Genomic DNA, 12,424 nt, shown 5'->3' on the forward strand with positions numbered 1-12,424 from the left:
TTTGACTCGGCGCGGAACCGACATAGAGGACACGCCGTTGGACCAAAGGAACGGCTTCACACGCTTCACAACGGAAGGATCGCCGCAATGGGTGTCAGTTTGTCCAAGGGCGGAAACGTTTCGCTGACCAAGCAGGCTCCGAACCTGACCCAGGTCGCCGTCGGCCTCGGCTGGGACGTCCGCACCACCACGGGTACCGACTTCGACCTCGATGCCAGCGCCATCGCAACCGGCGCCGAGAAGAAGGCCCTGTCCGACAAGCACTTCGTGTTCTTCAACAACCTGCAGTCCCCGGAGGGCACCATCGTGCACACCGGCGACAACCTCACCGGTGAGGGCGAGGGCGACGACGAGACCATCAATATCGATCTCGCCAACACCCCGCCGGCCATCGAATCCATCTTCTTCCCGGTCTCGATCTACGACGCCGACTCCCGCGGCCAGAGCTTCGGCCAGGTCCGCAACGCCTACATCCGGGTGGTGGACCGCGCCAACGGCGCCGAGCTGGCCCGCTACGACCTGAGCGAGGACGCCTCCACCGAAACCGCCATGGTGTTCGGTGAGCTCTACCGCAACAATGGGGAGTGGAAGTTCCGGGCGATCGGCCAGGGCTACGCGTCCGGCCTGGCGGGCATCGCGCGCGACTTCGGCGTCAATGTCTAAGTACCGATAATCAGCGACATCGCAAGAGGGCTCGGTCGCACGGGCCCTCTTCGTGTGTCCGACCGCCACCCATCCCATCCCGCCTCAACGAAAGGCCCACTGCGGTGCGAATATTCGGACTCTCCATCGTCGTCACCGTATTGGCGCTGCTGGCGGCGCTGATCTACGGCGGCCCCACGGCCCTGCTGCTGTGCGCCATCCTGGGTGTGCTCGAAGTGTCCCTGTCCTTCGACAACGCGGTCATCAATGCCAGCGTGCTGCAGCGGATGAGCGAATTCTGGCAGCGCATCTTCCTGACCGTCGGTGTGGTCATCGCCGTTTTCGGTATGCGCCTGGTGTTTCCGCTGGCCATCGTGTGGATCACGGCCGGGCTCAACCCGGTTCGCGCCTTCGACCTGGCCATGAACCCGCCCGCCGACGGCGCGCTCACCTTCCCCGACGGCAGCGCCTCCTACGAGAAGCTGCTCACCGACGCGCATCCGCAGATCGCGGCCTTCGGTGGCGCGTTCCTGCTGCTGCTGTTCTTCAACTTCATTCTCGAGGAGCACGAGGTCACCTGGCTGGGCTGGATCGAACGCCCGCTGGCCAAGCTCGGCAAGCTCGACATGCTCGCGGTGGTAATGACCCTGGGCGCCATCGTCATCGCCGCGGAATTCATTGCCGCCGACGATGATCGCGGCACGGTGCTGCTGGCCGGCATCCTCGGCGTGATGACCTACATCCTGGTCGACGGGCTCGGATCCATGTTCCATGCCGAGGAACACGCCGAAGAGCAAGCCGCGGCCGGACCATCCGGGATCGTGAAGGCGACCGGCAAGGCGGCGTTCTTCCTGTTCCTGTACCTGGAAGTGCTCGACGCGTCGTTCTCCTTCGACGGTGTCATCGGCGCGTTCGCCATCACCTCCGACCCGATCCTGATCGCGTTGGGCCTGGGCCTGATCGGCGCCATGTTCGTCCGGTCCATCACCGTGTTCCTGGTCCGCAAGGGCACGCTCTCGGAGTACGTCTACCTCGAGCACGGCGCGTTCTGGGCCATCGGTGCGCTGGCGGTCATCCTGCTCATCACCATCGGGGTGCATGTCAACGAGGTGATCAGCGGCCTGGTCGGCGTGGCGTTCATCGGCGCGGCATTCATCTCCAGCGTGATCCGCAATCGGCGCGAGGCGGCCGAGGAGAGCAACGAGGACGACGTGGACCGGGAAACCTCCAGCGTCGTCAGCTGATTCAGAGCAGGCGCCGCGGCCGGGACAACCGCCGCGGCGACACCCGCGACCACAGCGTCTGCTGAATCTGCAGGGTGGCCCAGCCCGCGATCGCCATCCCGGCGACGTTCACCAGCAGCTGGGCCACGCTGCCCCACACGGTCGAACCGTCCCAGAACGCCACGCCCAGTGCGATATTGCCGGCGGCGGGGACGGTGGTCACCGAGATGAAGACCCCCGCCAGGCCGATCGACTTCGACGACGTGATCGACAGCACGCCGGCGCCGCCCGCGATCACCGCCACGATGAACGACCACTTGTCCGGCGTGTAGATGAAATGCGTGCTCGGCCGCGGCCCGGTGACCTGGTCCAGGGTGATCCAGCCGAGGCCGCGGGCCATGAGCGCGAGGATGACGGTGAGCCCGATGGCCACCACGAAACCGGCGACCAGGGTGCGAAGTGCCAACTGCAGCAGCACGAATCGCCGCCGCACCAGTGCCACCCCGAGCGCCGCGATGGGGCCGAACTCCGGGCCCAGCACCATCGCGCCGACCGTGAGGATCTGCGAGTCGGTGATGATCGCGATGCTCGCGATGACCGTGGCCAGGGTCAGGAAGCTCAGATACGTCCAGTTCAGCTCGGACTCGTCGTAGGCGCGCTGGGCGACCTCCGCCCACACCACCGCGTCACTGCTGCTGCCCGGGGTGCGGACCTCGGCGTCGAAGCCGCTGCGCGACAACCAGGTTCCGACCTGTTCGAGCTCGATGCTGCCGAGCTGGTGCACCCGCATCTCGCGCAGGGTCGTCACCAGCGGGTTGGCGGCCTCGCGGGGAAGCTGCGCGGTGATCAGATCGCCCGGCGGGCGCAGGGCCGCACCGCGAACGGCAACGAGTCCGGTGACGGCGTCATCGGACTCGAGCAGTTCGAGCACATCGTCGGTCATGGCGGCCGGCGAGAGAATCCGCAGGTGCAGCATGCCGACAGTCTGCCGGGTCAGACGCCGACAGCGTGGCGGCGCAACGCGAAGCGGTGCGGCGCGGCCGGTGCGATCGCTGTTTCGGTCGTCGGCGCGACGGCCGTGTCGCTCTTCGCCGCGGCGCGCCGCGAGGCCAGCACCATGCCGATCAGGCCGACGCCCAGGCCCGCCAGGGTCAAGGGGCGCAACGGCTGATCGATGAACAGCCACGCCATGACCGCGGTGACGGCCGGGATGGCGAAGAAGAAGCGGCTGACCCGGCTGGTGTCCCAGCGCAGCATCATGGTGTTGAGCAGCAGGAACGCGCCGATGGAATTGATCAGCACCATCCAGACCAGGGCGCCGCCGAAGCGGGCCGGATCCGCGATGTGGAAGCTGTGGGTCAGCACGGCCAGGATGCCCGCGAAGGGTGCGGCGATCACCAGGTGCAACGCGGTGCCCGCCCGCGGATCGACACCCGGGGTGAAGCGCTTCTGGTAGACGGTGCCCAGGCTCAGACCGAGCAGGCCGACCACGCACAGCAGCAGCCCGGCCAGCGAGAAGTGGGACTGATCGAGCACCGCGAGGCCGACGCCGAAGCCGCCCACCCCGAAGCCCAGCCACTGTCGGGGGCTCACGGATTCGCCCATGCCACCGGCGAACAGCGCGATCACGATCGGGCTCAGCCCCTGCACCAGCGAGATGACCGCGGCGCTGACGTGCTCGTGCATGGCCGAGTAGAAGCCGCCGAACTGCACCATCTGCATGAGGAATCCGGCCACCAGGGTGTGGGCCAGGATGCGGCCGCGGGGCCAGACCGTCCGTGCGAGCAGCGCATACGTGACCAGCAGCAGGGCCGCGATGCCGAAGCGGGCGAACAGCACCAGCATCGGCGGGGCCGCGCCGACGCCGATGATGCCGGCGATGAAGGCGCTGCTCCACATGAGGATGAGGGCCGGGGGTCCTGCCACTTCGAGAAGCCGGTTGTCCATGATTCCTCCGTGCCGATAACCGCTTTAAGTGGTTACTACCGTCGCACCTCTGCCCATAACCTGTCAAGGGGGTTACTATGAAGACATGTCCAGCTTCGCCGACCCCCACCTGTTCGTCAGCGGCAACCTCGCGCTGAACTTCATCGGCACCGCACACGAACGGCGCACCACCTTCATCGAACGGCTGCATACCGATGCCGACCTGGGAGAATGGGCCGTCGCCGCCGGAATCCTCGACACCGCGCCGGACTGCGAGGGCGCACTCGACCGCGCCCTCGCGTTGCGCGAAGCCGGTTGGCGGCTCATGCTCGCCACCCTGGAGGGAACACCCCTTGCCGACGCCGACCGCCGGCTGGTCAACCGGCACGCCCGCGAGCTGCCGCCGGAACCGAGCCTGCGGCCCGACGGCGGTGTACGACGCAGCGGGACAATCGATTCAGCGCTCGCGGCGATCGCCCGCTCCGCCCTCGAACTACTCGGCGGCCCGGATCGGGAACGACTCAAGGAGTGCGGGCGAGACGCCTGCACCCGCCTCTACCTGGACACCTCACGCGGCGGTTCGCGCCGGTGGTGCGATATGGCGGTCTGCGGAAACCGGGCCAAGAGCAAGGCTTTCCGCGCCCGCGGCACCGAGCCGGCCCACTGACCGCGCCCGCGCGCCGACGAACAGGAAGAAGAACACCGCCAGCAGCGCGGCCCGGCCCCACACGCCGACCTGCACCAGGTTCTGTTCCAGGGCCGCGTCATGCCCCGCGCCCAGGGCATAGAAATAGCGGAAGACGCCGATCCCGATGCAGGCGTCGGCCATCAGATAGGTGAGGACCAGGCTCCACGGCACCTCCAGCAGCACCAGGAACGGAATCAGCCACAGCGTGTACTGCGGCGAATGCACCTTGTGGAACAACAGGAATCCACACAGCATGGCGCCGCTGACCCCGATCCACGGATACACCCCGGCCAACTGCCAGCGCCGCCAACCCAGCCAGCAGGCCAGCACGAACGATGCCACCACCAGCACCGGCGAGGCCACCGACACCATGTCCTGGAAGGAGATCTCCCCGGCGCGGGTATTGGCGTACAGCGGGCGTAAACCCCAGTACCAGATGGAATTCGTGGTGATATCGGCCTGGCGCAACTGCTGGAAGGTGATCGACGCCCGCCAGCCGTCGTATCCGGCAAGAGCGAACGGCAGATTGATGGCCACCACCGTGCCGATCGCCGTGGCCGCCACCATCAGCGCGCCACGCACATCGAATCGCTTCTCGCGCAACGGATTTTCACCGACCAGCACATAAATCAGCAAGGGCAGCACGAAGATTCCGGGATACAGCTTGAAACAGAAGCCGATCGCCAGGAATACCGCCGCCGCAATCGCGCGATCGCGCAGCGAGTATTTGGTCAGCACCGTCATCACATAGAACGCCGCGACCGCGGTGGCGACGACCGGCAGTTCCCAATTGTGGAAGGCATAGAGCACCAGCGGCGGACCGGCCGCCCACAGCAGCGCCGCCGGACCGGCCATGCGCGCCAGCAGATAGGCGGTCAGCAGCGCGAACGGGGCCAGCAGCAGCGCCGAATGCAGCAGGAAGTCCGCGTCGGTATGCGAGCCGATCCCGCCGATCCACATCAGCAGACCGCTCAGCACCGGATACTCGACCGCACCGCCGGTCAGCTGCCCGTCGGGACTGATGCCGCCGGTCAAGTACGGGAAAATGTGCTCGTTGATGCCGCGGCCCAGCCACAGGTACTGAATATCCGAATAGCAGACATTCGAGTCCTTGATCATGTCGAAGGCGACGCTGCGACCGGACTCCTCGAACGCGCCGCCCGCGCACCGCGCCTTGTTCAGATAGCCGAGCAACAAGGTGACGCCGCACACCAGCGTCGAAGTAATGGCGATCATCGAACGACCCGAATCGCGACGGCGAGAGACCGTTTCGCTGACGACGGGTCGGTTCGACATGCGCCCCACCCTAAGCCGACCGTCTGTGGGTCCGCTTGTCCAATCCTTGGAGTGGCCCGATTTAGCAGCTCAGGACCCGCTCATGTAGCCTTGTCGGGTTGCTGACGCAACGAACCCTCCTGCCCACGGACAGTCCGTGGGCCGTTTACAGTCCACAGGAGGTGATGAGGTCCGTGCGTCATTATGAAGTGATGGTTATTCTCGATCCGAGCCAGGACGAGCGCACTGTCGGCCCGAACCTGAACAACATGCTTGGTGTTGTCGGGTCCGAAGGCGGCAAGGTCGACAACGTCGACATCTGGGGCAAGCGCCGTCTCGCCTACGAGATCGCCAAGCAGGCCGAGGGCATCTACGCGGTCGTCACCCTGACCGCCGAGCCCGCGACCGTGAGCGAACTCGATCGCCAGCTGGGTCTGAACGAGTCGGTGTTGCGCACCAAGGTGCTGCGACTCGACAAGAAGTAAGTCCAGTCCTCCCGCAACGTCGCTCGTAAACCGTCGGTCCCTATCTCTAGGCTGACTGGCAAACCGTGCCTTCGAAGGCGCGGAGCGAGTTGCGGACTGCACCGGAAAGCAGGAGGAACCATGGCCCAAGGCGACACGGTCATCACCGTCATCGGAAATCTGACGGCTGACCCCGAGCTTCGATTCACGCCCGCGGGAGCGGCCGTCGCGAACTTCACGGTCGCGTCGACTCCCCGTGTGTTCGACCGTAATACCAATGAATGGAAAGACGGCGAGGCGCTTTTTCTGCGCTGCAACATCTGGCGTGAAGCTGCGGAGAATGTCGCTGAGAGTCTGACCCGAGGCTCGCGAGTGATCGTGAGCGGACGACTCAAGCAGCGCTCCTACGAAACCCGCGAGGGTGAGAAGCGCACGGTCGTCGAGCTCGAGGTCGACGAGGTCGGTCCCTCCCTGCGGTACGCGACCGCGAAGGTCAACAAAACCACCCGTGGCGGTGGTGGCGGCGGCTTCGGCGGCGGTGGCGGACAGGGTGGCGGCGGTCAGCAGAACGCTGGCGGCGGCGGCTTTTCCGGTGGTGGCAGTGGTGGGGGTCGTGGCGGCCAGAGCGCCGGCGACGACCCGTGGGGCAGTGCCCCCGCGGCCGGCTCCTTCGGGGGCGGGCCCATGGACGACGAACCGCCGTTCTAACCAACGGCTTTGCCCGGAATCCGACTCGGCTCGGGTTCCCGAAATTACGGAGTTGAAAGACCATGCCCAAAGCACCGGCACGCGAAAAGGTGCTCAAGAAGAAGGCCTGCACCTTCTGCAAGGAAGACAAGGCCGGCAAGAAGAACAACACGGCCGGCGCCAAGATCGACTACAAGGACACCGCGCTGCTGCGCAAGTACGTGTCCGATCGTGGCAAGATCCGCGCGCGCCGGGTGACGGGCAACTGCGTCCAGCACCAGCGCGATATCGCTGTCGCCGTGAAGAACTCGCGTGAGGTCGCTCTGCTGCCTTACGTGTCCACCGCTCGCTGAGAAGGGAAGACACAGCCATGAAGCTCATCCTCACCGCTGATGTCGACAACCTCGGTGCGCCCGGCGACACCGTGGAAGTCAAGGACGGCTACGGCCGTAACTTCCTGCTCCCGCGCGGCCTGGCCATCGTGGCCACCCGGGGCGCGGAGAAGCAGGTCGCCGGCATTCGCCGGGCGCAGGACGCCCGTAAGGTGCGCGACCTGGACCACGCCAACGAGCTGAAGCAGGCCCTCGAGGGTCTGTCCGGCGTGTCCCTGTCGGTCAAGACCGCGGGCACCGGCAAGCTCTTCGGTTCGGTCACCGCCGCCGATGTCGCCTCGGCCATCAAGGTCGCCGGCGGCCCGGTGGTCGACAAGCGCAGCATCGAGCTGCCGAAGGCGCACATCAAGAGCACCGGTAAGCACGGTGTCGTGGTGCATCTGCACCCGGATGTGGTCGCCAAGGTCGACCTGCAGGTCACTGCCGCCGAGTAATTCGGTTCGTCGGAGGCCACCTCATCCGTGGGGTGGCCTCCGATTTTCTTTTGCTTGCCAGTTGGTAGCTGTTGTGCCCGTGAGAGTGTCGCCGCGAGGTGTCGACCTGCGTGACCCGCAGTGTTCGCCCGGGTTGTGGATTGCTAAGCAAACCAACCATTCTCGTTGTGTGGTGGGTCACAAGTCCGTGACCGTCCGTTCACCCAACACGCCCGGACGTTACCGTCCAGCGACACGCCGCACCGAATTGATCCACAGTTACGCACAGTGAGAATTCGACCACTACCAGCGTCTTGATTGCTCCCGCCGACTGTTGTCCCCAAGTTCTCCACAGGGGGTGCACAACAGTTGGTGAACAATACCCACGTTATCCACAGGTGTGTGCACAGCTCGGTTTGGCGGGTCGCCGTCCGGTCGCCTAGGTTCGCATTCGATGTCGTGACCACAGCCCGGGTCGCCACGACTCCGTATACCCAGCGCCCACCACCACGGGTTTGCCACCGCGCCTGCACGACTCGCGTGTCGGCTCCGCGTGGCGGCCCGAACATGTCGGTGCGCAGGCGTACAACGGGTCTTGCACGTCGTTCCGGGCGCGAACAGAGAGGACGGTCGCCCCCATGGCAGTCGTCGACGATCGCGGCCACGATGATCATGGCTCCTCCGGCTATCCCGACGCCCCCGGCGAGGATTTCGGCCGCCAGCCACCCCACGACATGGCCGCCGAACAATCCGTCCTCGGCGGCATGCTGCTGTCCAAGGACGCCATCGCCGACGTCGTGGAGGTCATCCGCCCCGGCGACTTCTACCGCCCCGCGCACGACGCCGTCTACGAGGCCATCCTCGACCTCTACGGCCGTGGCGAACCCGCCGACCCCGTCACGGTGGCCGCCACCCTGGACCGCCGGGGCGAACTCAAGCGCATCGGCGGCGCCCCCTATCTCGTCACCCTGACCCAAACGGTCCCCACCGCGGCCAACGCCGGCTACTACGCCGAAATCGTTGCGGAGAAGGCGATCCTGCGCCGTTTGGTCGAGGCCGGCACCCGCATCGTCCAATACGGCTACGCCGGCGCCGATGGCCAAGACGTAGCCGAGGTCGTCGACCGAGCCCAAGCCGAGCTCTACGACGTCACCGAACGCCGCTCCTCGGAAGACTTCGCCCCCCTCACCGACATCCTCCAGCCCACGATGGACGAACTCGACTCCATCGCCAGCCGAGGCGGCATCTCCCTAGGCGTCCCAACAGGTTTCACCGAACTAGACGAAATCACCAACGGCCTCCACCCCGGCCAGATGATCATCGTCGCGGCTCGACCTGGTGTGGGTAAAGCGCTCGCTCTCGACACCCCGATGCCCACCCCGACCGGCTGGACCACCATGGGCGAAGTCCAGGTCGGCGACGAACTGTTGGACGCCCAGGGACATCCGACCCGTGTGGTCGCAGCAACCGATGTCATGGCCGAGCGGCCTTGCTATGAGGTCGAATTCTCCGACGGCACTGTGATCGTCGCGGACGAGCAACATCAGTGGCTCACCGAGACGCGGGCCTCACGCCGGTCCGCGCAGCAAGCTGCCATCGGATACAACAGGTACCGAAATCAGAAGACCTTCGCCGAAGTCCGTACAACCGCCGATATCGCGGCAACCGTACGCTGCAAAACTGCGGACCGGCGGCTCAATCATTCTGTGGTGAACACCGCAGCCTTGCAATTGCCCGAGCGCGAATTGCTCGTGCCCCCTTACACATTGGGTGCGTGGCTGGGTGACGGCACCTCGGCGTGCGCGCAGATCACCTCCGCCGATCCGGAGATCATCCATCGCATCGAGAACGAGGGAATCGTTGCGACGCAGTCGGATTCCGCGCCGCTGCGCTACAGCCTGCGGCTGCCGGACGATGATCCGGTCGAGCCCCGCGATTGTGTGGTCTGCGGCGCGGAGTTCATCCCCTTCACCAGCGAAGTTCGTACCTGCGGTCGATCCTGCGGCGGCAAGGCTCGTTTCATCTCCGATCCGGTGCCCGCACCGACCTGCCCGCAGTGCGGCGGCCCCTCCATCGGACTGCGCCTGTGCCAGACCTGCCGTCACGCCATCGGTAGCGTTCAAGCTCGGCTGCGCACCCTTGGTGTGCTCGGCGACAAGCAGATTCCCGCCGAGTACCTGCGTAGCTCGGAGACACAGCGACGTGCACTGCTAGCGGGCCTGCTCGACACGGACGGCACCGTCACCAATGGCGGCTCCGTCCAGTTCGCGGTCACCAGCCGGCAGTTGGCTCACGATGCCGAAGAGCTGATCGTGAGCCTCGGCTACCGCGTTCAGCTTTCGACCAAACGAGTCCCTGGCCGGACCGAGGAGACATCGACCGCCTATACCCTCACCTTCGCCACCGAAGACGAGGTATTCGGCCTCAGCCGTAAAGAACTGCTGCACAAGAAGCGTCGTGGCGCGACCAACACATCACGCTCCGGTTCCCGCTTCATTGTCGACGTCCGCCCTATCCCCAGTGTCCCGGTCCGCTGCGTAGAGGTGGACAACTCCGACCACCTGTATCTCGCCGGCCGTGCCATGATCCCCACCCACAACTCCACATTGGGTATGGACTTCATGCGCAGCTGCTCCATCAAGCACGGCATGGCCAGCGTCATCTTCTCCTTGGAAATGAGCCGCACCGAAATCGTCATGCGTCTCCTCTCCGCCGAGGCGAAAATCAAACTGGGCGATATGCGTTCAGGCCGCATGAGCGACGACGACTGGACCAAACTCGCCCGCCGCATGAGCGAGATCTCGGAAGCCCCGCTCTTCGTGGACGATTCCCCGAACCTCACCATGATGGAAATCCGAGCAAAGGCCCGACGCCTCAAGCAACGCCACGACCTACGCCTCATCGTGGTCGACTACCTCCAGCTGATGAGCTCGGGCAAGAAGGTCGAATCCCGCCAGCAGGAAGTCTCGGAATTCTCGCGAAGTCTCAAGCTGATGGCCAAGGAACTCGAGGTTCCCGTCATCGCGATTTCGCAGCTCAACCGTGGTCCCGAACAGCGAACAGACAAACGCCCCATGGTTAGCGATCTTCGCGAATCGGGCAGCCTCGAGCAGGACGCGGACATGGTCATCCTGCTGCACCGACCCGACGCTTTCGAACGAGATGATCCGCGCGGCGGCGAAGCGGATCTCATTCTCGGCAAACACCGAAACGGCCCGACCGCAACGATCACCGTCGCGCACCAGCTGCACTTGAGCCGCTTCGTCGATATGGCCCGCGGCTGATCGCATTCGGGTCAGGAGACGTTGGTCAGGGGGAGGAGGTTGCGTTCGGTGAAGACCTTTTTGGCGACGAGGGTGGCGTTGATGGAGCGGGGCATGCCGGCGTAGACGGCGGTGTGGAGCAAGGCTTCTGAGATTTCGGTGGGGGTTAGGCCGACGTTGAGGGCGGCGTTGATGTGGACGTCTAGTTCGATTTCGCAGCCGCCCAGGGCGGAGAGGATGCCGAGGGTGACCAGTTGGCGGTCGCGGGGGGCGAGTTCGGGGCGGTCGTACATGTCGCCGAAGGCCCAGGCGACTACCTGGTGGCCGAGTTCGGGGGAGGTGTCGGCGAGGGAGGCGACGATGCGTTGGCCGGCTTCGCCGTCGACGCGGTTGAGGACGTCGAGGCCGTGGGTGTAGCGCTGTTCGCGGTTCATGATTTCTCCTTGGAGCTGGTCGGTCGGTGTGACTGTTCAACTGTCGCGTACCGACGGGGCTGATCAGCCCTACAGGCATCGGTAGCTATGCTTCCCATGCTTGGGAGGTATGGATCGATGGAGCTTCGACTGCTCGGCTATGTGGTCGCGATCGCCGAGGAGGGCTCGGTCAGCGGTGCGGCGCGACGCCTGCACGTGACCCAGCCGACCTTGAGCAGACAGCTGCGCGATCTCGAAAGACGGCTCGGGGTAGCGCTTTTCGAGCGGGAGGGGCGGGGGCTGACGCCGACCGCGGCGGGAGCTGCCCTGGCGCGCCGGGGTGCCGCCGTGCTGGCCGAAGCGGATGCCGCGCTGGAGGATGTGCGGCTGGCCGCGCAGGGGATGACCGGGCGGCTGACCATTGCCTTCGCCGGATCCGGCATCAATGGGCCGCTCGGGGCGGTGCTGGGCAGGTTGCGCCGGGAACTGTCCGGGGTGGACCTGCGGCTCGAGGAGAGTTTCAGTGATGCGGAGATGTCCGCGGGCGTCCTCGACGGCCGCTACGACATCGCCGTGCAGCGTCTGCCCGCGCGTGACTCCCGGTTGGCGACCCGGGTGTGGTGGACGGAACCGATGACCATGTTCCTGCCCGCCGCCCATCCGCTCGCCCATGCGGCCGGACCGGCGCCGCTGTCCGCACTGGGCCAGATCCCGTTGGTCATCTGGCCGCGCGAAGTCTCCTCCCGTTCCTACGACGAGATCATCGCGCTCTGCCATCGAGCCGATGTGGTTCCGCGCATCGGCGCCGAAGGCCGTAGTGCCCAAACGCTTCTGGCCTTGGTGGCCGCTGGCTTCGGTGCCGCCGTCCTGGCCGACTCCCACCGTGCGCTACGCCGCGTCGGGGTAGCGCCGAGACCGCTCGCCGACACCTCCACGTCCCTCTATGTCGCGTGGCGCACGGGCGATCCGAGCCCCCTGGTAGCCCGGTTCCACGACGTACTCGCGCAGCACAGCCAAGAGGTCTCGTCGCACTCCTGA

General features: G+C 65.8%; 13 protein-coding genes. 9 read left to right on the forward strand and 4 right to left on the reverse strand.

Translation table 11 applies throughout. The features are described from left to right. The first annotated feature begins 87 nt into the window (after positions 1-87). Both ACYVN4_RS14185 and ACYVN4_RS14190 read left to right on the forward strand, forming a co-directional pair. Positions 88-663: a TerD family protein gene (locus tag ACYVN4_RS14185; RefSeq protein ID WP_460721123.1), complete on the forward strand. Its 576-nt coding sequence runs from the start codon at positions 88-90 to the stop codon at positions 661-663. A 104-nt stretch (positions 664-767) separates the two neighbouring features. Next, positions 768-1,886, forward strand: coding sequence for a DUF475 domain-containing protein (locus ACYVN4_RS14190; protein WP_460721125.1), 1,119 nt, complete (start codon positions 768-770; stop codon positions 1,884-1,886). A 1-nt stretch (position 1,887) separates the two neighbouring features. Here the strand turns inward: ACYVN4_RS14190 and ACYVN4_RS14195 are convergent, their stop codons facing one another. Next, on the reverse strand, positions 1,888-2,841 hold the full coding sequence (locus ACYVN4_RS14195; protein WP_460721127.1) for a DUF389 domain-containing protein: 954 nt from the start codon (positions 2,839-2,841) through the stop codon (positions 1,888-1,890). Positions 2,842-2,858: 17 nt separating this feature from the next. Further along, positions 2,859-3,812 (reverse strand): DMT family transporter, encoded by a 954-nt coding sequence (locus tag ACYVN4_RS14200; protein ID WP_460721129.1) that lies wholly within the window; start codon positions 3,810-3,812, stop codon positions 2,859-2,861. A gap of 85 nt (positions 3,813-3,897) precedes the next feature. Here ACYVN4_RS14200 and ACYVN4_RS14205 point away from each other — a divergent pair, with 85 nt between their 5' ends. Beyond that, entirely contained in the window at positions 3,898-4,458 is a 561-nt protein-coding gene (locus ACYVN4_RS14205) for a CGNR zinc finger domain-containing protein (RefSeq protein WP_460721131.1), read from the forward strand. Here ACYVN4_RS14205 and ACYVN4_RS14210 read toward each other — a convergent pair. Beyond that, a complete protein-coding gene (locus tag ACYVN4_RS14210; RefSeq protein WP_460721133.1) occupies positions 4,360-5,775 on the reverse strand; it encodes a glycosyltransferase family 87 protein in 1,416 nt (471 codons plus the stop codon). The genes ACYVN4_RS14205 and ACYVN4_RS14210 overlap by 99 nt on opposite strands. A 173-nt stretch (positions 5,776-5,948) precedes the next feature. Between ACYVN4_RS14210 and rpsF the strand changes: the two genes are divergently transcribed. From rpsF to dnaB, 5 genes are all read left to right on the forward strand, one after another. Then, a complete protein-coding gene (gene rpsF / locus ACYVN4_RS14215) occupies positions 5,949-6,239 on the forward strand; it encodes a 30S ribosomal protein S6 (RefSeq protein WP_379358914.1) in 291 nt (96 codons plus the stop codon). A 120-nt stretch (positions 6,240-6,359) separates the two neighbouring features. Continuing rightward, on the forward strand, positions 6,360-6,926 hold the full coding sequence (locus tag ACYVN4_RS14220; protein WP_460721135.1) for a single-stranded DNA-binding protein: 567 nt from the start codon (positions 6,360-6,362) through the stop codon (positions 6,924-6,926). 62 nt (positions 6,927-6,988) lie between these two features. Beyond that, positions 6,989-7,258, forward strand: a complete 270-nt coding sequence (gene rpsR / locus ACYVN4_RS14225; RefSeq protein WP_120739213.1) for a 30S ribosomal protein S18 — start codon at positions 6,989-6,991, stop codon at positions 7,256-7,258. 17 nt (positions 7,259-7,275) lie between these two features. Continuing rightward, positions 7,276-7,731, forward strand: a complete 456-nt coding sequence (gene rplI, locus ACYVN4_RS14230; protein ID WP_379358918.1) for a 50S ribosomal protein L9 — start codon at positions 7,276-7,278, stop codon at positions 7,729-7,731. A gap of 617 nt (positions 7,732-8,348) precedes the next feature. Further along, a complete protein-coding gene (gene dnaB / locus ACYVN4_RS14235; RefSeq protein WP_460721138.1) occupies positions 8,349-10,994 on the forward strand; it encodes a replicative DNA helicase in 2,646 nt (881 codons plus the stop codon). Positions 10,995-11,005: 11 nt separating this feature from the next. Here the strand turns inward: dnaB and ACYVN4_RS14240 are convergent, their stop codons facing one another. Continuing rightward, positions 11,006-11,407, reverse strand: a complete 402-nt coding sequence (locus tag ACYVN4_RS14240; RefSeq protein ID WP_460721140.1) for a carboxymuconolactone decarboxylase family protein — start codon at positions 11,405-11,407, stop codon at positions 11,006-11,008. Positions 11,408-11,524: 117 nt separating this feature from the next. Between ACYVN4_RS14240 and ACYVN4_RS14245 the strand changes: the two genes are divergently transcribed. Beyond that, on the forward strand, positions 11,525-12,424 hold the full coding sequence (locus tag ACYVN4_RS14245; protein WP_460721142.1) for a LysR family transcriptional regulator: 900 nt from the start codon (positions 11,525-11,527) through the stop codon (positions 12,422-12,424).

Source organism: Nocardia heshunensis (genome assembly GCF_054782115.1).

Bases quoted from the DNA above. Each gene is read 5' to 3' on its own strand.
- dnaB (WP_460721138.1), top strand. From the start codon at position 8,349: ATGGCAGTCGTCGACGATCGCGGCCACGATGATCATGGCTCCTCCGGC.
- ACYVN4_RS14245 (WP_460721142.1), top strand. From the start codon at position 11,525: ATGGAGCTTCGACTGCTCGGCTATGTGGTCGCGATCGCCGAGGAGGGC.
- ACYVN4_RS14195 (WP_460721127.1), bottom strand. From the start codon at position 2,841: ATGCTGCACCTGCGGATTCTCTCGCCGGCCGCCATGACCGACGATGTG.
- ACYVN4_RS14240 (WP_460721140.1), bottom strand. From the start codon at position 11,407: ATGAACCGCGAACAGCGCTACACCCACGGCCTCGACGTCCTCAACCGC.
- ACYVN4_RS14220 (WP_460721135.1), top strand. From the start codon at position 6,360: ATGGCCCAAGGCGACACGGTCATCACCGTCATCGGAAATCTGACGGCT.
- rplI (WP_379358918.1), top strand. From the start codon at position 7,276: ATGAAGCTCATCCTCACCGCTGATGTCGACAACCTCGGTGCGCCCGGC.
- ACYVN4_RS14185 (WP_460721123.1), top strand. From the start codon at position 88: ATGGGTGTCAGTTTGTCCAAGGGCGGAAACGTTTCGCTGACCAAGCAG.
- rpsR (WP_120739213.1), top strand. From the start codon at position 6,989: ATGCCCAAAGCACCGGCACGCGAAAAGGTGCTCAAGAAGAAGGCCTGC.
- ACYVN4_RS14200 (WP_460721129.1), bottom strand. From the start codon at position 3,812: ATGGACAACCGGCTTCTCGAAGTGGCAGGACCCCCGGCCCTCATCCTC.
- ACYVN4_RS14210 (WP_460721133.1), bottom strand. From the start codon at position 5,775: ATGTCGAACCGACCCGTCGTCAGCGAAACGGTCTCTCGCCGTCGCGAT.
- ACYVN4_RS14205 (WP_460721131.1), top strand. From the start codon at position 3,898: ATGTCCAGCTTCGCCGACCCCCACCTGTTCGTCAGCGGCAACCTCGCG.